The organism is Bacillus sp. FJAT-27445 (assembly GCF_001510665.1).
In the GTDB taxonomy this organism is placed as follows: Bacteria; Bacillota; Bacilli; order Bacillales; family Cytobacillaceae; genus Bacillus_D.
This window is the reverse complement of the sequence record NZ_LMTI01000003.1, coordinates 384,080-406,833: the sequence shown is the minus strand read 5'-3', so window position 1 is coordinate 406,833 and position 22,754 is coordinate 384,080. Positions and strand designations below refer to the sequence as shown.

The following is a 22,754-nucleotide window of genomic DNA, read 5'->3' as shown; positions in this document are numbered from 1 at the left end:
GCAAGTTAAGAAGGAGGGTTCTTATGCAAACAGAAACTGAAAACAATCAAAGCACTACTTCCCAAGAGCCTGTAAAAAAAAATAACGAGAAAATCAAATTATGGAAGGCACTTCTAGCTCTTGTTCTTACCCTTGGGATCAGCCTTGGAGCAGGTTATATCATAAGTGATAAGTACTTATGGAAAGATATTGATACTGAACAGCTTCAAAAGAAACTGGATTACAGTTTACAGGAAGTAGAGGCAAAACCTAATGATCCGGAGAAAAGGGTTCAATTAGGCTTTACTTATTATTTAATGGAAGATTATGACAAGGCTTTAGTAGAATTTAAAACAGCTATAAGCCTTGATAAAAATTATTATCCTAGTTATCTCAATATGGCAATTGTTTATGATAAGCAGGACCAATCACAAAAATCTTTAGAAATGGCCACTAAAGCTGCAAAACTCGCACCTAAAGATTATAAAGGCCATCTCCTAAAAGGAATCAGTTACAGGAAATTAAAAATGTATGATAAATCCACTGCTTCATTAGAAGAAGCGTTGGCAATAATGCCATCCAATGCTGATATTATTTATCAAATTGGCCAAGTAGCTGAGGCGCAAGGGAACAAAAAAGAAGCGGAGCAAATTTATAAAGATGCATTAGCTTATGATCCACTATATAAGCCAGCAATTGAAGCTCTAGAAAGAGTATCTTCAAAAGACAGCAAGGAATAAAACAAGGAGTGAAATGCCTTGAAAAAGAAAACATTATATAAGCTTATGGGAAGTATTGTAATTCTCTCACTAATCCTTTTTGGAGCAATATATTATTTGGGGTTGCAATATAACGTGGAAAAGATGACAAAAGTGGTCGATCAGAATGGGCCGCCAATCTTTACACAACTAATTCATGGAGACTTTAGTAATCCTCTTGACAAACCTATGGATGCAGCAAGAATAGGTGAGTTTTTATACGTAACAGATACCAACCATAAACAAGTTCAAGTTTTTGATTTATCAGGAACATCGGTATTTCGTTTTGGTAAGGAAGGCGAATCAGAAGGTCAATTTATGTTCCCATATGGAATTTCCGGAGATAAAAAAGAAAATGTTTATGTAGCCGATTTATATACAGGTAAGATTTCAATTTTTGACTCGAAAGGAAAGTTCCTTAAATATTTTGAAGAGCAGGGCCAGAAAAATAAGGTAATTGAAGCTCCGGCAGGCTTAAGAATTATTAACGAAAAATTGTATGTCACAGATATTAAAAAAAGCAAATTATTTGTTTTTACACTGGATGGCAAAAAGGAAATGGAAATTGCAACTGGGGCTAATCCGGAAGACAAATTGGCAGCACCGAATGCTGTGGCATTGGACGCTGAGAATATCTATATCTCTGATTCAGGTAATCAGCGTGTAATAAAATATGATTTAAAAGGAAAGTACGTAGCTACTATTAATGGTTCTAAGGATGGAAAAGGAAATTCTACCTTTGTTAATCCAAGAGGGGTAGGAGTGGATGAAAGAGGAATCCTTTATGTTGTAAATAACTTGGCGTCCAGTGTCTCTGGTTTTGATAGTGAAGGTACTCAGATCTTTGAAATCGGAAGTATGGGTGATGGGAATGAACAATTTTATTTACCCAACGGATTGAGTATTGACCAAAACGGGACAATTTTTATTACGGACACAGTCAATCAACGAATAGCTGTATATAATTAAGTAATTTTTTAACATAAAGGTGGTGATGCTGAAGTTAAGAATTTATAAGGTTTAGGGTTTCATAGAAGTAAAAAAACAGAAAAAGAAAAACAGGGAGGTTTTTCAATTGAGTAAGGCAAAATTAAGCTTTTCCTTCTTACTGTCTTTAGTATTGGTAGGAATGCTAAGCATCGTGGCCTTTGCAGCAACTCCAGTTGCTCCAACCGAGCTAAAATTCACATCGCCTACTAAAGATACTGTAACAGTAACTTGGAAAGCAGTAGACGAGGCAACTGGATATAAGATTTACTGGAATGGTTCTACAACTGCTGAAGATTCTGCAACCCCAACTTATACTAAAAGTGGGCTTGAACAAGCAACTACTTACACAGTAGAAGTTGCTGCAGTAAATGCAGATGGCGAATCTGCAAAAACCGCTTTCAAAGTTGTTTTGCATAACGGCACTGTTCCAACAAAAGATTTGACTAAACCTGATAATAACATTTCTAATGCTCATAAAACTGGCGAAGGAAATCTTATTAAAAACCCAGATGGTCAAATGAAAAATGATAAGACAACCAATGGAGCTCATAAACTTCACGGTTCTTATCAGAATAACACTAACTCCTGTGCAAGCTGTCACCAAACGCATACAGCAGCTTCTAAAAGCTTGTTGTTTAAGAATGGGGCTTACAATACTTGTACAGCTTGCCATGACGGTACACTAGGCTTCTATAATGTATTTGGAACTTCCAATGCAGATGATATGGGTGCTGGTACATTTGGTGGTACTCATGATGGCAACATGTCAGTTCATATGTCTACGGGTGCGCTAGAAATCAGTGCAGCGCCTGGCTCAAACTCTAAAGTTACTGGTGCAACCTGGACAGGTGAATTTACTTGTGCAAGCTGCCATGATCCACACGGATCGTTCTCTGACCGTTTACTTGCTGTAAATCCTAACGGTATGGCTACTGTTGAAAGAAAAGTTGCAGTTGATGGAGACGGAAAGCCTAGTACTGTATATGGAAATAAGTTAATGAATGTCCCAGTTCAAAAAACCGCTCCGACTGGCACTATTAATGCCCAAAGCTTAAATGATTATTTCTTTAAGGATTTGACTATCGCAGCCGCTGATATTGCCGCTGGTGGCTACTATGAAATGACAGGTCTGAAAGTTGGCGATCGTGTTCTACAACTTCAAAGATACATCGGTGGATCATGGAAGAATGCACCTGGTGTTTATTTGAGGTATACAGGTACCGCCCGTACCTCTTATTGGCCTAAGATGTACAACGATACTACTCTAATTACTGTAAATGAAGCTCTAGCAACTGCTGGGACCTACTGGTTTAACAATACAAAGGCGTATTTCAAAGTACCAACAGCTGAGATTATTACTAAAATCAGTGAAGTACAGAAAGCATATACTGTTGATCTATTAGAAGTAACGACAGATAAGTTAGGTAATGCTATTCCTTCCAAAGCTGGAGTTCAACCTACTAGGACTTTAAATGGTTACCTGACAACAGCTGGAAAAGGTATGGAATTCAACGAGTGGTGCGGATCTTGCCACGTTGATTACTTCACCCGCACAAAGTATTCTACTGGTGTAGATCAGAATTACACTCACCATAGCATGAGCGATAACTATAACTGTGCGCGCTGTCACTATGCTCACGGAACAGATGCTAAAATCATGTCAGATGCAAACGGCAGAACATACGAAACTTTACAAACCCAAGGAGGATTCACAACTGAACAGGCTAAGGAATATCTGAAGGATGTAAATGCTTCTTCTGCTTTGAAACGCTATACTAACATGGCTGTATGTTACGGATGTCATACTTCTTCTCACTCTGAAGGTTTCATCAATAACAACGATTATAACACAACAGACTCTTTGAATGGTTTTATTACAGATAGTAATGAATTCAAGGGAAAAAAATTAATACCAACACCATAACTAATTCACCAATAGCCCCACTGTTGTTGAATTGGGTGTCAAAAATATCTGTTAAAACAGCTCACGTTTGTGGGCTGTTTTTTACTCCTATCTCTAAATATTTTTAATTGACAGTTCCCCAAGCAAAACAACATGAAATTTTCTTTGCTCTAAAATAGTTTTGTAGGATTTCGGAAAACCAAACTAAAAAACACAAAAAGGATTACAAGGAGAAAGTTTTGAAAATGGAATTTTCTCAAAGTATATATCCTTGCCTTTTTTTGAAGAGGCTCATATATGACTATTTTTTGTAAGACAAAAAGTAATAATGTAAAAGATGAACCTTGATTTATCCCTGCCATTCCGGATTTATTCATATATGAATATTCATTGAATTATTACCATATTCACTAGTGCCATCTCAACAATGGGATTATAATGTAAGTATAGTCAATTCCTAGATTTAGCATCTTTTGAAGAAATGAGGGGGTACTAAATGGATAATAGAGGACTCCTGCATAAAACCAATTTCAATCTAATAACTGTTATCGTTTTATGTATATATTTTCTCCTTCCACCACAATTACCCAAAAATTCAGTTGTCCAGGCTCAAACACCAATAGGAACCGAACCCTTGGTTACTATTTTCGCACCAAAAACGGATACAGTCATTAACACAAAGGAGATAACGGTTTCCGGCACGGTTGAAAATTTTGAATCAGTTACCTCTGTTAGTATTTTTAGCGAAAATGAATCCATTGGTGCAACCAATTCAATAGTAGAAAATACCTGGAACGTTACGGTTCCCTTGAAAACCGGGGAAAATAATCTTTATGCTATAGCATCGGGCACTGATGGAAAGCCTTCCCTCCCTTCTCCAACAATCAAGATTACGGTTGATATAACTGTACCAACGATTGAATTTTCGAATCAAAAAGAAGGCGCTTTTTCAAATTCTAATTCCATTGAAATGATGACCGAACCAGGTTCAAGTGTCCAAATCTGCCTTGATTGTACGGAGAGTACAGGTGGTGAATTAGAAGGCAATTGGATTCCTGTCCTGGAAAATCTGAGGAATTCTGGAAATTTCGTTTATCAGGATGCCCAAATGAAGCAGGGAAAACATACTGTATTCGCCAAGGCAACTGACCGGGCGGGCAATTTAGGGCCTCCTAAAAGCATTAGCTTTATATTAGACACGCTAAGGCCGGTCATTTTACCGAGCAGTCTGGAACCTAAATCGAATATGTCGCAAGTCGCAGTCGATAAAGATAATACAAAATTTAAGTTTAAGATTTTGGATGCCAACGCAATCAACGAACTGGAATTACAGAAAAGCCTAACACTGACAAAAAGCGGATCCTCTACACCGATTCCGGTTATTTTCGTTGGTTACACGGAAGCTACTAAGGAAGTAATATTCGAACTTACTCAGCCTTTAATAAGAAGTACAAAATATCATATATCAATTAATCCATCCGGTGTACTGGATTCTGCTGGGAATCGAGCTTTCCCACGAATATGGTCCTTTACGACGGAAAGTATTTCTTTTGCAGAAACTAATAGAAAAGTTTATGAGGTTGCTTATAATAATAAAACGATTCATCGTGAAAGCCCGCATGGAATCTTTTCAGGCAATTTCAATACATGCGCGAATTGTCATAGCACACATGCTGCCAGTAATCCAAAGCTTTTAGACCAGAAGAAAAACAGCGAAAATGATAATCGAGATTTAACAGTTGACCTATATTGTATGGCATGTCACGACGGAACGGTTGCGCCTTTACCGGAGAATAACCAAAGTACCCATTCGCATAATGCTGGAATTAGTATGGACGGAACATTAACGGGAAGTTCCTGTTCCAGCTGTCATAATCCACATTCCGAGTTGTCGACTGCCAATCCGAATCTAACTCAAGGGCATTTTATTTATAAACATGATGACACGCTGCCCCAGCCAGGAAAGCCATCGGGTGAAATAAGCAGCAAATCCCAGCTTTGTGAAACTTGCCATGATGCCGAGACTGCCGAAAAACTTGGTGACCCAAGGGTAGAATACCAACTATTTGAATATAAAAATGCAAACACGGCAATAGGGGTTTATGAAGATTACGGCCTCTGCCTCCGATGCCATAATCCGGATTATCAAAGCATTAATAATGACACCGCCAAAGCTGCTGACATTGCCCAGTATTATAGCAATTTAACAAAACAAGTACTGGTCGATTATGAAGAAATCAACGGAGAATCCTCATTCACGAACAGGGATATCTCTCCTGCTGAACTGGTTTTTTCCGGTCATACTATTAAGGCACAGGATGGAAGCCCTCTAGCTGGCCACATTCCTTGCGCAGATTGCCATGATACGCATGGTTCATCAAATATAAAGCAGCTAAAAACAGTAATTGGACACGAAAATCAGCAAACCTTTAAAATTGAAAATGGTGATTGGACTCCCGCAGTTGAAAGGAGCTTCTGCCTTAAATGCCACAATGGCACTACAGCCATTTATGGAGTAACCGGTAAAATACCTGATACGGTAAAATCAGACGGCCATTTAGAAACAGAAGCAAACAAAGACATTCCTTGTTCAAATTGTCACGGTATAGGTGCGGATGCTAAAGAAAAAGCCATGAATGCTGCGCACGCACCCAGGAAAGCAATGCCAGCCTTAAGTAAGCTTGAGGTGGGTAACCATACTTTAAGCCCAAAATTTTCCCCTTACAGCCTGAACTATACAGTAAAGGTGGAAAATACAATATCAAGCATAAATATCATTGCTGAATCCAAAGATTCCAATAATGCTGTTAGCGGGACAGGCACAAAGGCCTTGAATGTTGGATTAAATGTTTTTACAGTAACAGTAAAATCACTTGATGGAAAAGAAACCACCTACACAATTACCATTAAACGTACTGCTCCCAAAACATAAGCAAAAGCAACCCGACGAATTTCGGGTTGCTTTTATTCTTTTCCCGGGAAATATTTGTTGAAACTTGCCGCATTCCCTCTCTTTTTCCCGTTTAATGGCGCTCATTGAGAATGGAAATTCCAAGGCAGTTTATTAAACCTTTATTAATAAAGCCTTTTACAAAAAGTATTACATATTTTCCGGAGAACAGTTTCTCCACATCCACGAAAAACCGAAAGTGCACCCCCTTTTAGCTTTCCTATTATCCCAAAAATATCGCCCCATACAAAAGGCTTCCCGCAATAACATAAGCCGGATGTACATTGGCTTTTTCCATCAAGAAGAGGGTTGCAGCGGCAAGGAACAGAGTATGTAAAAGCCCTGGTCCCTGGTACGATTCGCTGAAGAAGTCGTAGGCCATGACCGCAAGCAAGGCGGCGATTACCGGACGGACGATCATGGTCATCCGTTTCACCCTTGGCGATTCCTTGTGTTTCATGAGCAGGCTGAGTAAGCCGATCATTAACACGAGCGATGGTGCGACGCTTGCAAAAACGCCGATAACGGCTCCGAGTGTGCCGCCGATTTCATAGCCGATGTACCCAGCCATTTTTGTCGCAATCGGTCCTGGGAGCGCGTTCCCCATAGCAAGAACTTCGGAAAACTCGCTTGTGGTCATCCATTCATAGCGGTCGACAACTTCTGCCTCAATCAATGGGATCGTGGACGGGCCGCCCCCATAACCAAGAATTCCCGGGAGGAAAAAAGCCCAGAATATTTGAAGGTAAATCATGGCGTACCTTCCTCCTTCTTGTCCTTTTTAAGCAAGGCCCCGAGGAGGAGAGTAAAAATGATGATGGCCGGATGAACATCGAGGGCCTCAAGGAGAACAAAGCTGCCGACCAGAAGAATAATCGTCCATACTGTTCCAAGGCTTGAGCCAAGTGATTTTTTTATAAAATCCCATGTCATGGTCAAGAGCATGACTGCGACGACCGGAACGACCGCGCTTGCCGCTCCCCGAACCCATGGCTGGTCCTTGAAGGCGTTCAGCCCGGCAAGTAGCAAGATCATCAGGATGATGGTCGGAACGATTGTAGCTAAGACGGCAATCAGCATACCGGCATACCCTGCTACACGGTAGCCAATATACCCCGCGAGTTTTGTTGCGATTGGCCCCGGGAGTGCGTTTGCGAGAGCGAGAACATCGCCGAACTCCTCGCTGTCCATCCATTTATAGCGGGCCACGACTTCTTTTTGTACCAGCGGGATGGATGACGGTCCCCCGCCGTATCCGAGCATGCCGACCCGGAAAAAGGCCATGAATAAATCAGCTTGTTTCATTAAAGGTTCATCTCATTTCTGTGTTAGACGGTTCCTGTTTTTTCATATATTCAAGAACATCGAGGTCGATATAGCCTTCCTCCAGTTCGCGCATTTCAAAGTTTTCGGTGTGCAAATAAGCTGTCAGCGCTTTAAATGTTTCCTGTTTGCCGGCAATATTTGTTTTAAAATAACCTAGGCGCCCAAGATGCTGGACGAGCTCGGTTTCTACCTCACCTGTAACCGGGACAATCCGTCCGGGCTTCGACGGTGCGAAATAAAGCTGTTGAAGGCCATAAATACGAATCAGCTCCTTGATTGGCTGCGGGTGGTCATCGACGCGAAGATCGATGTAACGGTCATTGAATGCGCCGTAACCGCCCCGTTCCTTAACGACAAAGAGTGCCGCAGACTGCTGGCCCCTAGAATCTCCTCCGGCCTCCTTGCCCGCGTCAAGCGCCGCCAATAGGCGTTCCGCAAGGGTTCCTTTTGTTTCCATGAATGTGGCAGCCATTTGGGTGACGGTGGTTTCATCGACAAGAATATTCCCCTGGGCTGCAAAATGGGTTCCAGTTACGCCCCCCGCCCACTTGAAGCACTGCGAACCTGTAAAAGTCGCCGCGTTTCCCTCGGCATCAATGAGGCCAACCTGGCGCATTTCCCGCTCCCTGTCTTCCTCGAGAATAATCTGAAGCGCTTCTTCCGCCGTTTTGCCTGCTGCCATAAGTTCAAGAGCTTTCGGACCATACGCCGTGTTGGCGTAGGACTGGGTTGCAACTGCTCCGACTCCAGCTTTTGCCCACGGGACCACTGCGCCTACTCCGAGGAATTTCGATTGGACGGCAATCCCCCATTCTTTTTCAACTGGATCGAATCCGACAATGGAAAAGGTCATGGCCTATTCCCCCTTCGTATGTATTGTACATCTATTACCCTAAATTTCGATACTAAAAATGAAATTCCTTTTCATTTTTAAAAAGAGTTCCCGGATTAGACCGGATGCTGCTTCCACCTAAAAAATCCGGCTCCCAGATTGGGAACCGGATTATCTTCTTATTAATGCGCTTCAATCAAACCGTAGCGGCCGTCGTGGCGTTTATAGACGACGTTTGTCTGGTTTGTCTCGGCATTGGTAAAAACGTAGAAGGTATGGCCGAGCATGTTCATCTGAAGGATGGCCTCTTCGCTATCCATTGGCTTAAGTTCAAATCGCTTTGTACGAACCACCTCTAGTTCGTCATCCTCGAACTCGGAGGCATCGGATCCTTGTACTGTTGCGAACATCGCCGCAAAATCACCTTTTTCGCGGAATTTACGGTTTACTTTTGTTTTATGCTTTCGGATTTGGCGTTCCAATTTATCGGTAATCAAGTCGACCGCGGCATACATGTCTTCATGGCTTTCTTCGGCGCGGAGGACGAGATGCGGCATCGGAATGGTGACTTCCACCTTTGATGTTTTATCCTGGAAAACTTTCAGATTGACGTTGACGTTGGAATCTGGTGTTTCAGTAAAGTACCTTTCGAGTTTGGAAATCTTTTTTTCCACATACTCACGAATTGCTGGAGTTACTTCAATGTTTTCACCACGAATGTTGTAATTCATAATGAAACTCCTCCTTTTGTTATGACTATGTAAATATAATTCTCTCTTACCCTATGAGAATCCTGCTAAAACAGAACAAAAAGTTTGTCGAATATTTGACAATTGCACTAGGCAAATAGTGACAACCTTTTTTTCCAAAAAAGAAGGAGATTTTTCTTCTTCTTTTTCGGCGCGGAAATCAAATTGTGGGGCAGCTTTCAATTTGTCGAATGAATGTCGAATTGTGCCTTTGATGGCATTAAAAGATGAACGCTTGCCTTCAATTAGCCCCTGGCGATTGTAAACGAGGAGATTTCCCCCGCACCTCCTTCCTTCAGGAGTTTGGCCGCGTGCCTGAGTGTCGAGCCGGTTGTGTAAATATCATCAACGAGAAGGATTTTTTTCGCGGCAAAGCCTGAAGATTCTGTTAGCCTGAATACCTGTGGCACATTGATGCGCTCATTGCGGGACTTCTTCGATTGCTTTTCGCCGTGAATCCGGGCAAGCAGCTGCTGATACGGCAAGCCTGCCTCCCTTATTACCGCTTCAGCTTGGTTAAAACCGCGCTCATACTGCCTTTCCGGACTTAGAGGAATAGGGACAACAATATCCGGCTTCATCTTCTGGATTTCCACGGCGGCCAAATTGCTGAACGCCCTGGCCAGAATATAGTCGCCCCTGTATTTATAACGGGCAATGACTTCCTTGAGAAAATCATTGTATACATACAAGGAACGGTTCCTGTCGAGCAGTCCTGCCCACAGGTCATCCTTTTCCCAGCGGCTGCAGTCTCCACACAGTTCCTTTACCCTAAATGTGACATCGTATGCAGAAAACGGCCTCCCGCAAATCTGGCATATATCGCCGCCCACTCGTTCCAGGCTTTTGCTGCAGCTATCACAGATTGGATTTTCCCTTGTCTTGGCAAATAGGCTTGACCAAGATTCCGCATCGGCCGCTTCCCCTCCGCACAGCAAGCATCGTTCAGTCGTAAACAGCAAACTATCCCTCCTATTTTTACTTGACATATCATTTTTACTTTATCCGTGCCTTCCCTTCAAAAAGCTGTCTCATCTTAATCCAGCAGCCCCTTTGCTTTTGCCTCCTGGTTCATTAGCTGGATTTGCTTCCGTGCTTCCACCATCGCATTTGTTTTCCCAAAATGAAAAAATGTCACGATGCCAGTCGGGTACTTGGCACTTCTTCCGGCCCGTCCGGCAATTTGGACAAGCCCTCTTTCGGTAAAGATCCGGTCTTCGGCGCCAATGACGGCGACATCAATGTTCGCGAGTGTGACCCCGCGTTCAAGGATAGTAGTTGTCAGGAGGATAGGCGTCTCACCGTTCCTCATTTTCAATACCTTCTCCTTTCGGCTCGGATCCTCAGCATGGACAGAATCAATCGCTGAATGCAATTTTCGGAAAAGAGGCAGGGCTACCTGCATGGATTCAATATGCGGGAAAAAGATGAGTGCCTGCTTACCTGTCCCAATTCGTTCTCTTACCCACCTCATGAATTCTTTAGGAATCCGGTTCTTTTGAAGATGCTTTCGCCAATTTCCGCACCAGGCAAACTCAGGAACGGGGAGAGGATGGCGGTGGAAACGGGCGGGAATTGTCACATACGCACGTTTCCCTACACGGCATTCTGCTTGCCATTTTTTGCTTGGGGTCGCGGTAAGATAGATAATTGACGAGTTCCCCTTTCTGGCCCTTTCCACGGCATACTGAAGCGATTCATCCATCGTATATGGGAATGCATCCACCTCGTCTAAGATTACGGTATCAAAAGCTCGATTGAATCTTAGCAGCTGGTGGGTCGTCGAAATCGTCAGCTGGGCAAAGGTATGGCGTTCTTCGCTCCCTCCGTAAAGTGATGCGATATTTATAGACGGAAATGCCGCTTTGAGGCGGGGAGCGAGTTCAAGGACAACATCGGTGCGCGGCGTGGCAATACAAATCCGTCTCCCGCTTGCGACGGCTGCTTCGATTGCCGGGAAAAGGACCTCCGTCTTCCCCGCCCCGCATACAGCCCAAATTAAAAGATTCCTACTATGTTGGACAGCTTCTACTGCCCGGTTTGCGGCGGTCTGCTGCCCTTCGGAGAGTATCCCCCTCCACTCCATAATCTTTTCAGGAATGTTAAAAGTGGGTGCTGTGCCGGACCATCCGATAAGCGGTGTACATTCACTAATCCTCCCCATTACGATGCACTTCCGGCAATACATGCACATCTCCCCGCAGCGTGAGCATGGAAATGCCCCGAACAGAAGCGGATCCCCATTTCCACAGCGTGAGCACTGGGGTTTTTTACCGAAGAATTCGATTCCTTTTTTATATGCAACATAACCATTTTTATAATGATTTTGGATTTCTTGTTGTGGTAGGTTGATATCGTCAAGGAGAAGCTGTTTTCCTGCGAGAGCTTCCTGAAGGTTTGAGTTTGGTGTAAATCCGGGGTTTAGCGGCGGATGCGGGATCGTTTGCAGTTGGGAGATGCGGTGAGTGTCTGGCGGGAACTGCGGCTGCCCATCTTTTGTAAAGGTTGGGTGGACCGGGGTTACTATTTCAGTTTGGAGAGTAAACCTCATCTTTGCCTCCATGAGCCGTCTTGAAAAAGAACAGTTGACTTTAATTTTTTATCCATATCCCATTCTTCAATGTTCTCAAAGGGGCCGGGCGGATGATATCTTTTCCTCTTTCCCTTTCCAGTCGAATGCAGATCTAGTCGACTTAGAAGTTTGAAGGACAGATCTTCTGACGGAAGGCCCAAAAACTCTTTGCATTGGGAATTCGATATTTCTGGTCCAAAAATCAGGAAATAATCTATTATTTTCTGAATATACACCTCCTTGCTTTCCGAACTGCACGTGTAGCAATGCCATTTCCCCCAGTTATAGTGCAATTTCCTGTTGCAGATAGGGCAATAGATACCGAGAAGAAAATCATTCAGTGAAAGACCAAATGCGTGGTAATTTTTAAAGGGCGATGGGGTATGGAAACGGAGAAGAATATTTGCAATTTCAAAAATCTGATCCGTTGTCAAAAACTCCTCGTGATATTGAGCATCCAGTTTCATCAATATATGAACGATATTATAGGCGTGGCAGACCCTGTCGATATGTCTTGAGTTTGTTTTAAGTATGGTTTTTGAACTTGCTATTGAAATAAGGTAGTCAACAGGAATATTTAGGGGGAGAATGGCCAAAAGTGATTTTAGTTTCAAGATGCGAGTTTTCACCTGGGCAATGGGGTCTTTAAATGCTTCCTCTTGATCCCCATTCAAACGGAGAAGCTGATTGAATTCTCTATCAAAAAATAAGGTGCCTTTCATGTTTTTTGATTCAATAAGGAGTATGTATCTTGTAGTAATAATGAGGGTGTCAATTTGAAAATAGTTACTTTTGAAGGGAAGCCTGAGGTCATTGAGGATGAAATAGCCTTCGTGAGGGAGCAGTTTAAGGTAGTAATTCAATTCCGTTTCTCCCCAATAACCGGCCTTTCTCCGGGTACAGTCATTTTCCAACTTGGGCCGCTCCGGACAGGTTAAGGAAATATTTCTTAGAAATGCTTCTTCCTGTAGGATTTTAAGGGGTATTTTTCTATCTTTTAAATTCAATAAGGGTCCTCCTTTTTGATGGTACTGAATCTATTGATTTTACAAAATAATACAATTTAATTGTAACAATAGTATGGGAAATTTATTCACTGTTTTATTACAAATATATGAAAACTTTGCAATCTTATATTATGGTTTTAATTTGTATCGTCTGGCTTTGCTAGCACTCTGCTATCGATTCCCACAAATAAACCAAAAAAATAGAGGTTTTCCCCCTATCTTTCCAACTCATATTCTACTGTCTGATTATCTGTGAATGTATCATAGGTATCAGAATTGGAAGAAGCTCCAAATACCAATTTCACTTTATTGATCTGATCATTTTTGACAATAAACGAATCTATAAATTCCTTCTTAACTTTTCCGATAAACATTGAATCACTTTCAGCATCATCAAAATGAAAATCTTCCATTGATACATCAATCTGTTCCCCTGCATCCGTTACCGCCGTTTCTAAATCATTCCAACTCACATTTCCTTCTGATGTATTCTCCGTTTCATACTGGACTTGGATATAACTGAATCCCTTTTGTAAATCTTCATAATCACCGCCAGTATACATCGACAAACTAACAGCCATATCCTCTGATACATCCGACAATTTAATCAGCTTGATATCCTTCACCGTCACCTTCAACGGGGCAATATCAACCACCTGATTCACCTTCGCAATCCCCAAAAGCTCTCCTGTCGCATCTTCATTCGGGGCTATCTGGCCAACTTCCTCTAATATATAATTCCCTTCACTATCTTTCTTCAACGGCTTCTGATCCGCCTTAGTCGCTTCCTTTTTCGGTTCCTCTGATTTACCCCCTGATACTTCACCAGAACTCGCACAACCCGACAACAGGCCCCCGATCAATATCCCCGCAACCATTACTTTCTTGAATTGATTCATCTGAATCCCCACCCCTTTTCCATAATTGATAAATTTTGTTTACTCATTGAACACTTCCACTATATATCAACATAAACATTAATGTATATGTTAGATATTCAAAATGTGAACTAATACCTATCCTTCAGACAATAAAAAACCGGGTGATTTTTACCCGATTAAATGAAATATTCCATAAATTCCCCAATAAGAATTTCTCACTTCGGGACTTTTAGACCATAGAAAAAAGAAGGGCTTTTACCCTTCCTTCCCTTATCGGTCTTTCAATCCCCTGAACGCATCATCATATTCCTTCATTACTTCCTTCAGATGCTTTTCCTCAATTCCCGCTATTTTCACGTAACTCCCCCCTAATCATTTATGATTGAGTATTTTATCACTTTTTCCAATCACTCAATCTCCCCCTATTAATAGGTTAAGTAAAAGTTAACAGGCCATCCCTCTTCGGGACGGCCTGCACATTGAACCAAAACATCTCTATTTCTTATACCATCCCATCCCCATGGCCCCCTCACCTAGATGGGTGCCAATTACGGCGCCAAAGTAACTTATTGTGAATTCGACTTGGGGAAAGGCCAGTTCCAGTTCCTGTTTCCACTCATAGGCCTCCGATTCGCGATTGGCATGGATTATGGATGCGCGGTATTGGCCCCCGCCTGAAGCCGATTCACCGAGAAGTTCAACAATCCGGTTCATTGCGCGCTTGCGGGTACGGATTTTTTCGAAAGGAACGATTTTTTTGTTTTCGAAATGGAGGAGCGGCTTTACCTGCAGCAGGCTTCCAATGAGGGCCTGTGCGCTTGATAGGCGGCCGCCGCGCTGAAGGTGGGAGAGGTCGTCAACCATAAAGTAGGCGCGCATTGATTGTTTCATTTCTTCAAGCCTGGCTATAATGGTTTGCGGTTCCTCCCCCCGCAGGGCCATCTCGGCCGCCTCAATAACATAGAAGCCCTGGACCATGCAGCTGATTTCCGAATCGAACGGGTATAGCTTCAGACCATCGACCATTCCGCCGGCTGCGGCAGCGCCTTGATACGTTCCGCTTATCCCGCTCGACAAATGGATGCTCATGACTGCATCGTATTCCCGGGCAAGCTGTTCATATAGCTCGACAAATTTTCCAATTGGCGGCTGGGAGGTTGTCGGCAGTTCCCTCGTTTTTACCTCTTTGTAAAAATTGGAGGCACCAAGTTCTACTTCTTCCTGATACGCCTCATTAGCAAAAATAACGTTAAGCGGAATCATATGTATATTCAATTTTTCCCGCAGTTCACGGGGTATGTAGGCTGTACTATCGGTTACTACTGCTGTTTTCATCATTAATCATCCCATTCAAACTTTATCCTTCCATTGTATCGAAACCAGGAAGAGGGTGCACCTTTCTATCGGCCTAGTCATGGCAAAAAGGACACGGGATTCCCCTGTGTCCTCTTCGCTTATGTATGTTCCAGACGGTCCGGACTTCCTACCGGGCGCAAGTCTATCCCATGCAGACCTGCAACCGCGCGGACGTCTTCGGCTATTCTTTTACTATTCAACAGCCTGTTTGTTATTTAACCTCGACCCAGCCGTTCTTAATTGCAACAACGACAGCCTGAGTACGATCGTTCACATTCATCTTTTGCAATATATTGCTTACATGGTTTTTAACTGTCTTTTCACTAATATAAAGGGCCTCACCGATACCGCGGTTGCTTTTACCATCCGCCAGCATTTGAAGCACCTCGCACTCCCTTCTCGTCAGAAGATGGAGAGGGCGCCGAATCTCCGGCTGTTGCAGTGCTGCGGCTGCGCTTTCTTCCCCGGAGCCGACAAGGCGGCGATACTCGTTAACCAGGTTATGTGTTACCTTCGGATGCAGGTAGGAACCGCCAGCGGCAACGACCTTGACGGCCTCGATAAGCGCGTCGGCATCCATTTCTTTCAATAGGTAACCGCGAGCGCCTGTCTGGAGCGCATGCATGACATAACTTTCATCGTCATGGATGGACAGAATGATAATCTTTGCATCCGGATAACGCTCCATGACTTGCCCTGTAGCCTCAACTCCATTAAGAGTCGGCATATTGATATCCATGATGGCAACATCGGGGTCATGCTCCCTGATTAAATCAAGCGCCGCCGTACCATCATCGCCTTCCGCCACTACCTGGAAGGATTTTTCAAACTCAAGGATTCTTTTAACGCCTTCGCGAAAAAGCTGATGGTCATCGATGATTACTATTCTCGTTTTCAATCCAATCGCCTCCTTGTTACTACTGCCAACTACTTCCCATCCGGAATCGGAACCTGGATAATCACTGCGGCTCCCTGACCAGGCTTGGAGGAGATGGCAAACTGGCCCCCCAAAAGGTCGACTCTTTCCTTCATTCCCATTATGCCAAACGAATTGTATTTCCGCTTTCTAGGGTCAAAGCCCCTACCGTCATCTTTTATAACGACCGTTACGGAGGTTCCCGAAATTTCCAGCTTCACCTGGATTTCAGCCGCGCCTGCGTGCTTTAGCGCATTTTGGACTGACTCCTGTATCAGCCTAAACAGCGCTACTTCATAATTCGATGGCAGACGGCGGTCATCCTTCAAGTTCATAAATGTAATTTTAACCGTTTTGTAATAATCTTCTATCGTCCGTAGGTACTTTTTGAGGGTCGGTACAAGCCCAAGATCATCGAGTGCCATTGGACGCAAATCGTAAATGATCCGGCGAACCTCATAAAGCGAGGTCCTGACCATCTGTTTAAAACTTTTTATTTCGGCAAAAGCTGCCTCGAGCCCATCTTCGCGATAAACGCGCTCTATTAAATCTGAGCGCATCATTACATTTGCAAGCATCTGCGCTGGCCCGTCATGAATTTCACGCGACAGCCTCTTTCGCTCTTCTTCCTGAGCCTCAATAATCTTTATGCCGAATTCCTGTTTTAGCTTCGCATCCTCAAGGATTTCGCCCATTTCCCTAAGGTCGCTCATCAAGTAGTTCATGACGACGGAAATTTGTGAGACGAGGTGATCGGCCCGTTCAATCGTTTCCCGAATGCCTCGCATCCTTCGGTCCAGATCCTTCTTCCTCTCACAAAGCTGCTTCTCCATCTGCCTGTTCAGAGTCAGTTCCATCTGCAGCTGATGAGCTTTTTCGTAGGCTCCACGCACTTCATCCTCGGTATAATCCTTAAAGTGCATGCTTACCTCCGAAAGGACATCTCGTGCGATGCGGACCTGGCCCTCAAGCCGGTCTCCCTCGAAAATGATCCTGGCTGTCAGCTCCTCCACCTCAGCCAGTTCGGATGTAAGCATCTCATGATCAGTCCTGGATTGCTCGCTGATTCTGAAAATCTCATCCTTGCTTTTTCCAACAGATTCAATCATTCTTTCAAGAATGATGTCGAGTGTTTTTGAATCAAAATCCTTTATACCCATTACATTCTCCGCCCCACCTAAACTCCGTATCGAGCTCGGCGGCCTTCTGGCCATTTCAAGCCCTTTTCCCTAGTTTATCGTGAAAGTTTGAATGAAACTATCTATTATTGGCATAAAAGTAGAATTTCACCAAAAATCGGCAATTTGATTCACGATTGATTTCTCTATCTAAATCATTTAGCCTATAGGGGAAGTGTCTAAACATACTTTCACTAGGATTTTATAACTAATTGAAAAATAATGCACTCTGTAAGCACCAATTCACACTATAGAAACCGTAATAATTATAGCATGAGAAATTTTTTTAATGTTGAATAGTTGAAGTTTTTTGGTTGAAAAGGACTATAATATAGGTTGGGAAATAATAAATTTTGGGTAGTTAAGTAGAAGGATAGAAAGGAGCACTGGAATGCTTGCTGTTTATCGTACAGTGAAACAAACCGGCACCAATGAAATTATCATCGAAAAGTCTCGGTTTATAGCACATTCCGCCCGCGCGCAGTCCGAAGCAGAGGCGCAGGAATTCATTGCGGAAATTAAGCGGATTCATCGGGATGCAACCCATAACTGTTCTGCCTACCTGATTGGTGAAAATGATCAGATCCAAAAAGCAAATGATGACGGCGAACCTAGCGGCACAGCAGGCGTTCCCATTCTGGAAGTATTGAAAAAGAGGAAGTTGAAGGACACTGTCATCGTCGTGACAAGATACTTCGGCGGAATCAAGCTTGGTGCGGGAGGTTTAATCCGCGCCTATGGAAAAGCGGCATCGGAAGGATTGAATGCTGCCGGTATTGTTGAACGGATCCTGACGCAAAGCATGAAGGTTTCGGTCAATTATACATGGATTGGGAAACTTGAGAATGAACTGAGGAATGCTCCATACGTTCTGAATGGTGTGGACTATGCCGAAAAAGCTATTTTCGACGTTTTTGTGAAGGAAAATGAAGCAGACGTGTTTACCGCCTGGGTAACAGAGCTGACAAATGGCCAGGCCTCTATTACAAAGGGTGGAATGACTTATTTGGAAAAAGACTGGATTGAAAAATAATCCTATTTACTCTAGTTGGAAATTACTATAAAATAAAGTATTGCCGCAAGTATTTTAGTTCATTATTTCGACTGAAGTGAGGATTCCCCATGATTGAGAATACAAGGCTAAAAAGGAAGAAAATACGAAAAAAACGGACTTTCCGCATCATCGCATTGCTCATTGCATTTCTTGTAATCGGAACCGTTTCTTTTTTTGCATATGAAATTTTGTATAGTACCCAAAAAGCTTCAAAAAACATCTACCATCAGCTTGAGTCCGATAAGAAAGCCCCTGATGTCGCGGTCACAAAAGATCCATTCACTGTCCTGCTTGTCGGCATTGAAAGCCAGGAGGGCGGGGAACGTTCGGACGTCCTAATGCTCGCGACCGTCAATCCCAAGACCGAGAAAATTTACATGGTTAGCATCCCTCGTGACACAAGGCTCTATATCGATGAAGTAGGGTACAAAACAAAGATTACCCATTCCTATGGAAATGGGGGAATTGAAACGACCATTAAGGCAGTCAAGAGTCTGATAGATGTGCCAATCGATTACTATATTACCACCAATTTCGATGGATTCGAGGATGTTGTCGATACGCTGAGTGGCGTAAAGGTAGATGTTCCATTTACCTTTAAAGCGCAGCTGACCGGTAGCCTGAAGTGGAAAACCTATTATCAAGGCGAAATGGAACTGAACGGGAATGAAGCACTCGCCTATGTTCGGATGAGGAAAACTGACCCTAGAGGCGACCATGGCCGAAATGAGCGCCAGCAGCAGGTAATAAAAGCGATCATTGATAAGGGCACCTCATTCACATCCATCACCAAGATTGATAACTTAATAGATGATATGGGGAAAAACGTAAAGACGAATATCCCTCCATCAAAGTTCGCAAGTTTTGTAAAACTCTATTCAAAGCTTAAAAACACGCCTATCGAGAACCTTAAAATTGAAGGCGAAGACCGGACGATCAACAATGGGGCTTATTTCATCCCAGACGAGGAGTCCCTTGCCCAAATCAACACTCTTCTTACACAGGCACTCGGTGACGGGACTGGAAGTTCTTCTTCATTGGCGGGCTCCAGTTCAGCAAATTCCGCAGCCGCAGCCGGACTTGATGACGGTGAGTATAGCGGGAATGAGTAAACCGGGAACCTTCCCGGATATATTTTCCCCTGCTAGGATAGATTCACGATAGAAAGCTTTCGCCATCTTGGCGGAAGCTTTTTTGTATCGAAACAACCGGTAAATTATTCCTCTAAAGCCAGTTCTTTTTACCACCAAAACCTTTATGTACCGCAATTTTTCATTCAGCATGCACCTTTCCAGATGAACCAGAAAACTCCCATTCTGGCAAAATAGAACTTTATTGGCATTGGAAAGTTTGACAAATTCCGCTAGAATAGTTAATGAATCTGAATGTCGATGGAGGGATAACGATAACGTGAAAAAGTTTTTAGCCTCTTCTGTCCTTGCAACAACGGTTCTGTTTCCTGTCCTCGCTGGAGCAGAAGAGTTACGATTGCCAACCAAGTTAACTACAGCCGAGAGAGTAGAAATACATAAAGGGGCTACCGTGAATTATCCGGTCGTTACTTTTATAACCTCAGGCCAAAAAGTTACAGTCATTGACCAATTTACTAATTCCCTTGGCCAATTATGGTATAGGGTTGACCTTGGATCACTTAAAGGCTGGGCACCTGCCAGCCAATTCAAAAAGCGTACTGAAGAAACGCCATTACCCGTTCCTTCGGCTCCCGAGCCTGGAAACGGAGTACCTGCAATTGGGTCGGATGTTTACACAACGGTAAACAACGCTGAGGTTAGACGGGGAGCAGCACTCTTCTATACGGTAAACGCCTATCTTTCCTTTAATGCGAAAGTACCTGTCCTGGCAACACACACATCTGCAACAGGTGAAGTTTGGCTCCGGGTCCAAGCAACCCCGACAGTTGCCGGCTGGATTCCCGCCACACTGATGAGTACCATTCAGGCTTTGGACATGCCTTTATATGTAAGTGTCGATTCCGCGAATGTACGCAACGGCCCTTCCATGGAACATGAAGTGATGGAAGCTTATCCGAAAGGCACAATGCTTAAGGCACTTGAGCAGCAGGCAGATACCGACGGGGATGTATGGTACAAAGCACTGACTCCATCCAACAAGAACTTCTGGGTGCACGAGTCAGTCGTTTCGCAACAGCCTGTCTACACGTCTCCTACAAGATATGTCGCTACAAGGAATACTTCCTTGTATTCCGGGGCCAGCTATCAATATAAAATAAAGCAAAAGCTCGGTTATTTAAGCACAGTTACTTTTTTACAAGAATTTACGAATTCCCTTGGGCAAACCTGGCTAAATGTTAAGACGTCCACAGGGGTTGCCGGCTGGGTTCCGAAAAATGAACTTGTCACTTCAAAAAGCGAAATTAAATACGTTTACGCAATGAACAAGGCAGTCGTCAGGCGCGGAGCTTCGACAAACTACTCTGCGAATGCGTATCTGAAAGAAAACGAGGTCGTGACGGTCCTGAACGAGCTGAACGGCTGGCTGAATGTCGAAACCTCGACGGGAATTCGCGGTTGGGTAGACAAATCAACGACCTCCCCTACTTCCCTTACGATAAGAAAGCTTTCAACGCCAACCTTTGAAATCAGGAACGGAGACTATTATCTCGTCTGGAAAAAGTCGTCCAACTACAAGTTTAAATATTCAACATCAGGCAACCAGCTGAAACTGTACGGCGGCCTGACAGATGTTGAAACGCCTAAGGAAATCGTGCCCGGAATCGAATCGGTTACCGTACAGAATTCAGGGGCTGCGGAAAAGACGGCAGTTCTGAACTTCCAGCCGGGGTACACATTCACAATCCGGAACAGCAAGACCGAGGTTTCAATTAAAGTCATGCAAACTGGGCTGTACGGCAAAAAAATCCTTCTGGACCCAGGGCATGGCGGCAAGGATCCAGGTGCAATCGGGCCAACCGGATTGCGTGAAAAAGATGTTGTCCTTTCAACTGGCCTCCTCTTAAAAAAGGAATTGGAAAGCCAAGGGGCAATCGTCTTCATGACCCGTATGACTGATGTATTCCTCGAACTTTCACAGAGGACAGCAATCGCAAACGCTTCAGACTATGATGCGTTTATCAGCCTTCATACTAATGCCAACACATCTGCTTCGCCAAGAGGAACGGAAACGTATTACAATAGGACTGTCAACTTCAATGGCGTTAAAAGCGCGGCTATGGCAGATGACATCCAAAAAAATCTTATTTCGTCGATTGGAACACCAAGCAGGGGTGTCAAGGAGCAGGAATTCTATGTCAACAGGATGAACGAGCTGCCAAGCATCCTGATTGAACTCGCCTTCATTTCGAATAGGACCGAAGAATCTCTTTTACGTTCCGACACGTTTAAGAAAAACTCGGCAATTGGAATCCGTAAAGGGCTTGAAGAGTATTTCAGCAATCTGTAGACACCGCAGGCAACTAAATTAGAAGCAATTAACAATCGCCGGTTTACGGCTTTCATACAATGCTAGTCTTCCAGAGAAAATGATAGGGTCTTTTTATTTTTACCCTTATCATTTTCTCTTAAACTTGTATACAGGGGGTTTCAACGAATGAAACGAACGAAAAAACTAATTGCCGCAGGTGCGATCGCACTTGGGATTGGCGCAGGCGCGGTTATCGTTACACCTATGGGCATGAACGCATCCGGGAATGTCGTCCTGGCGAGCGTTGATTGGGTAACATCCCAGCTGAATCCATTAAATACGAAAATAACCGGGCTTCAAACAAAAACAGCAGATCTAGAAGCGAAAATTGCAAAACAGCAGCAGGAAATTGAAAGCCTGAAAACTCAAATCGGCAACCAGACACCTGCGCCGCCACCGCCGCCTGCTGAAGGGCAGCTGCCTTCAACCGTTTATGCGAAGAGTTCTGTCGACATCCGGTCAGGCGCATCCACTAAATATAAAATCCTTGCCTCCAAACCAGCTGGGAGTTCCCTAAAAGTGGTCGGCTCGGTAACAGTAGCTACCGGACTATGGTACAGGATTGAAGTAACACCTAGCATACTAGGATGGGTGTTCTCTGGAGATGTATCGACAACAAAGCCGGCTGTAACCGCTCCAACGACTGTAACAGTTAAATCGGAAGCAAATATCCGCAAAGGTGCCTCGACAGGTTATCCGATCCTGGCAACAATTAAGGCGGGAACAACGCTAAAATACTTGAACACATTCACAAACTCCTTAGGGGAAACTTGGTACAACGTAGAAACCTCCGCCGGAGTCCGGGGCTGGATGAGCAGCACCCTTGGCGAGGTGAAGTAAG

Annotated in this window: 19 protein-coding genes; 8 read left to right on the top strand and 11 right to left on the bottom strand. The window is 43.7% G+C overall.

Annotated features, from left to right (window positions below; all coding sequences use genetic code 11):
• Window positions 1–23: 23 nt before the first annotated feature.
• The 4 genes from AR337_RS10360 to AR337_RS10345 all read left to right on the top strand — a co-directional run bounded on the left by AR337_RS10360 (window position 24) and on the right by AR337_RS10345 (window position 6,562).
• Window positions 24–719 (top strand): tetratricopeptide repeat protein, encoded by a 696-nt coding sequence (locus AR337_RS10360; protein ID WP_059171934.1) that lies wholly within the window; start codon window positions 24–26, stop codon window positions 717–719.
• Between the two features lie 18 nt (window positions 720–737).
• Window positions 738–1,706, top strand: coding sequence for a 6-bladed beta-propeller (locus AR337_RS10355; RefSeq protein WP_059171933.1), 969 nt, complete (start codon window positions 738–740; stop codon window positions 1,704–1,706).
• A 106-nt stretch (window positions 1,707–1,812) separates the two neighbouring features.
• Window positions 1,813–3,651 (top strand): cytochrome c3 family protein, encoded by a 1,839-nt coding sequence (locus tag AR337_RS10350; RefSeq protein WP_059171932.1) that lies wholly within the window; start codon window positions 1,813–1,815, stop codon window positions 3,649–3,651.
• A gap of 475 nt (window positions 3,652–4,126) precedes the next feature.
• Window positions 4,127–6,562 (top strand): Ig-like domain-containing protein, encoded by a 2,436-nt coding sequence (locus AR337_RS10345; RefSeq protein WP_059171931.1) that lies wholly within the window; start codon window positions 4,127–4,129, stop codon window positions 6,560–6,562.
• 241 nt (window positions 6,563–6,803) lie between these two features.
• Here AR337_RS10345 and AR337_RS10340 read toward each other — a convergent pair whose 3' ends face one another.
• From AR337_RS10340 to AR337_RS10290, 11 genes are all read right to left on the bottom strand, one after another.
• Complete coding sequence (locus AR337_RS10340; protein WP_059171930.1) at window positions 6,804–7,334, bottom strand: chromate transporter; 531 nt, start codon at window positions 7,332–7,334, stop codon at window positions 6,804–6,806.
• Complete coding sequence (locus AR337_RS10335; RefSeq protein WP_059171929.1) at window positions 7,331–7,885, bottom strand: chromate transporter; 555 nt, start codon at window positions 7,883–7,885, stop codon at window positions 7,331–7,333. Before AR337_RS10335 ends, AR337_RS10340 begins: the two co-directional genes overlap by 4 nt.
• Before the next feature lie 7 nt (window positions 7,886–7,892).
• A complete protein-coding gene (locus AR337_RS10330; protein WP_059171928.1) occupies window positions 7,893–8,759 on the bottom strand; it encodes a DUF1028 domain-containing protein in 867 nt (288 codons plus the stop codon).
• A gap of 161 nt (window positions 8,760–8,920) precedes the next feature.
• Window positions 8,921–9,469 carry a ribosome-associated translation inhibitor RaiA gene (gene raiA, locus AR337_RS10325; RefSeq protein ID WP_059171927.1) on the bottom strand — a complete coding sequence of 183 codons (549 nt, stop codon included), beginning with the start codon at window positions 9,467–9,469 and terminating at the stop codon, window positions 8,921–8,923.
• A gap of 263 nt (window positions 9,470–9,732) precedes the next feature.
• Complete coding sequence (locus AR337_RS10320; protein WP_253701610.1) at window positions 9,733–10,449, bottom strand: ComF family protein; 717 nt, start codon at window positions 10,447–10,449, stop codon at window positions 9,733–9,735.
• A gap of 74 nt (window positions 10,450–10,523) precedes the next feature.
• Window positions 10,524–12,038: a DEAD/DEAH box helicase gene (locus tag AR337_RS10315; protein ID WP_082686923.1), complete on the bottom strand. Its 1,515-nt coding sequence runs from the start codon at window positions 12,036–12,038 to the stop codon at window positions 10,524–10,526.
• Window positions 12,035–13,066 carry an NERD domain-containing protein gene (locus AR337_RS10310; protein WP_059171925.1) on the bottom strand — a complete coding sequence of 344 codons (1,032 nt, stop codon included), beginning with the start codon at window positions 13,064–13,066 and terminating at the stop codon, window positions 12,035–12,037. The genes AR337_RS10315 and AR337_RS10310 overlap by 4 nt, the downstream gene beginning before the upstream one ends.
• Before the next feature lie 215 nt (window positions 13,067–13,281).
• On the bottom strand, window positions 13,282–13,965 hold the full coding sequence (locus tag AR337_RS10305; RefSeq protein WP_059171924.1) for a hypothetical protein: 684 nt from the start codon (window positions 13,963–13,965) through the stop codon (window positions 13,282–13,284).
• A 477-nt stretch (window positions 13,966–14,442) separates the two neighbouring features.
• Window positions 14,443–15,282, bottom strand: a complete 840-nt coding sequence (locus AR337_RS10300; RefSeq protein WP_059171923.1) for a DegV family protein — start codon at window positions 15,280–15,282, stop codon at window positions 14,443–14,445.
• 232 nt (window positions 15,283–15,514) lie between these two features.
• Window positions 15,515–16,201, bottom strand: coding sequence for a response regulator transcription factor (locus AR337_RS10295; RefSeq protein ID WP_059171922.1), 687 nt, complete (start codon window positions 16,199–16,201; stop codon window positions 15,515–15,517).
• 29 nt (window positions 16,202–16,230) lie between these two features.
• A complete protein-coding gene (locus tag AR337_RS10290) occupies window positions 16,231–17,379 on the bottom strand; it encodes a sensor histidine kinase (RefSeq protein WP_059171921.1) in 1,149 nt (382 codons plus the stop codon).
• Between the two features lie 409 nt (window positions 17,380–17,788).
• On the opposite strand from AR337_RS10290, the gene AR337_RS10285 reads away from it, so the two are divergent.
• The 4 genes from AR337_RS10285 to AR337_RS10270 all read left to right on the top strand — a co-directional run bounded on the left by AR337_RS10285 (window position 17,789) and on the right by AR337_RS10270 (window position 22,753).
• Window positions 17,789–18,430, top strand: coding sequence for a YigZ family protein (locus tag AR337_RS10285; RefSeq protein WP_059171920.1), 642 nt, complete (start codon window positions 17,789–17,791; stop codon window positions 18,428–18,430).
• Window positions 18,431–18,522: 92 nt separating this feature from the next.
• On the top strand, window positions 18,523–19,563 hold the full coding sequence (locus tag AR337_RS10280) for an LCP family protein (RefSeq protein ID WP_059172232.1): 1,041 nt from the start codon (window positions 18,523–18,525) through the stop codon (window positions 19,561–19,563).
• Between the two features lie 298 nt (window positions 19,564–19,861).
• Window positions 19,862–21,892 (top strand): N-acetylmuramoyl-L-alanine amidase, encoded by a 2,031-nt coding sequence (locus AR337_RS10275; protein WP_082686921.1) that lies wholly within the window; start codon window positions 19,862–19,864, stop codon window positions 21,890–21,892.
• Between the two features lie 147 nt (window positions 21,893–22,039).
• Window positions 22,040–22,753 (top strand): SH3 domain-containing protein, encoded by a 714-nt coding sequence (locus AR337_RS10270; protein ID WP_059171919.1) that lies wholly within the window; start codon window positions 22,040–22,042, stop codon window positions 22,751–22,753.
• Window position 22,754: the final 1 nt, after the last annotated feature.

Excerpts from the sequence above, each read along its gene's own strand:
- AR337_RS10360 (WP_059171934.1), top strand. The coding sequence starts at position 24 with ATGCAAACAGAAACTGAAAACAATCAAAGCACTACTTCCCAAGAGCCT.
- AR337_RS10345 (WP_059171931.1), top strand. The coding sequence starts at position 4,127 with ATGGATAATAGAGGACTCCTGCATAAAACCAATTTCAATCTAATAACT.
- AR337_RS10340 (WP_059171930.1), bottom strand. The coding sequence starts at position 7,334 with ATGATTTACCTTCAAATATTCTGGGCTTTTTTCCTCCCGGGAATTCTT.
- AR337_RS10335 (WP_059171929.1), bottom strand. The coding sequence starts at position 7,885 with ATGAAACAAGCTGATTTATTCATGGCCTTTTTCCGGGTCGGCATGCTC.
- AR337_RS10330 (WP_059171928.1), bottom strand. The coding sequence starts at position 8,759 with ATGACCTTTTCCATTGTCGGATTCGATCCAGTTGAAAAAGAATGGGGG.
- raiA (WP_059171927.1), bottom strand. The coding sequence starts at position 9,469 with ATGAATTACAACATTCGTGGTGAAAACATTGAAGTAACTCCAGCAATT.
- AR337_RS10315 (WP_082686923.1), bottom strand. The coding sequence starts at position 12,038 with ATGAGGTTTACTCTCCAAACTGAAATAGTAACCCCGGTCCACCCAACC.
- AR337_RS10305 (WP_059171924.1), bottom strand. The coding sequence starts at position 13,965 with ATGAATCAATTCAAGAAAGTAATGGTTGCGGGGATATTGATCGGGGGC.
- AR337_RS10300 (WP_059171923.1), bottom strand. The coding sequence starts at position 15,282 with ATGAAAACAGCAGTAGTAACCGATAGTACAGCCTACATACCCCGTGAA.
- AR337_RS10290 (WP_059171921.1), bottom strand. The coding sequence starts at position 17,379 with ATGGGTATAAAGGATTTTGATTCAAAAACACTCGACATCATTCTTGAA.
- AR337_RS10285 (WP_059171920.1), top strand. The coding sequence starts at position 17,789 with ATGCTTGCTGTTTATCGTACAGTGAAACAAACCGGCACCAATGAAATT.
- AR337_RS10270 (WP_059171919.1), top strand. The coding sequence starts at position 22,040 with ATGAAACGAACGAAAAAACTAATTGCCGCAGGTGCGATCGCACTTGGG.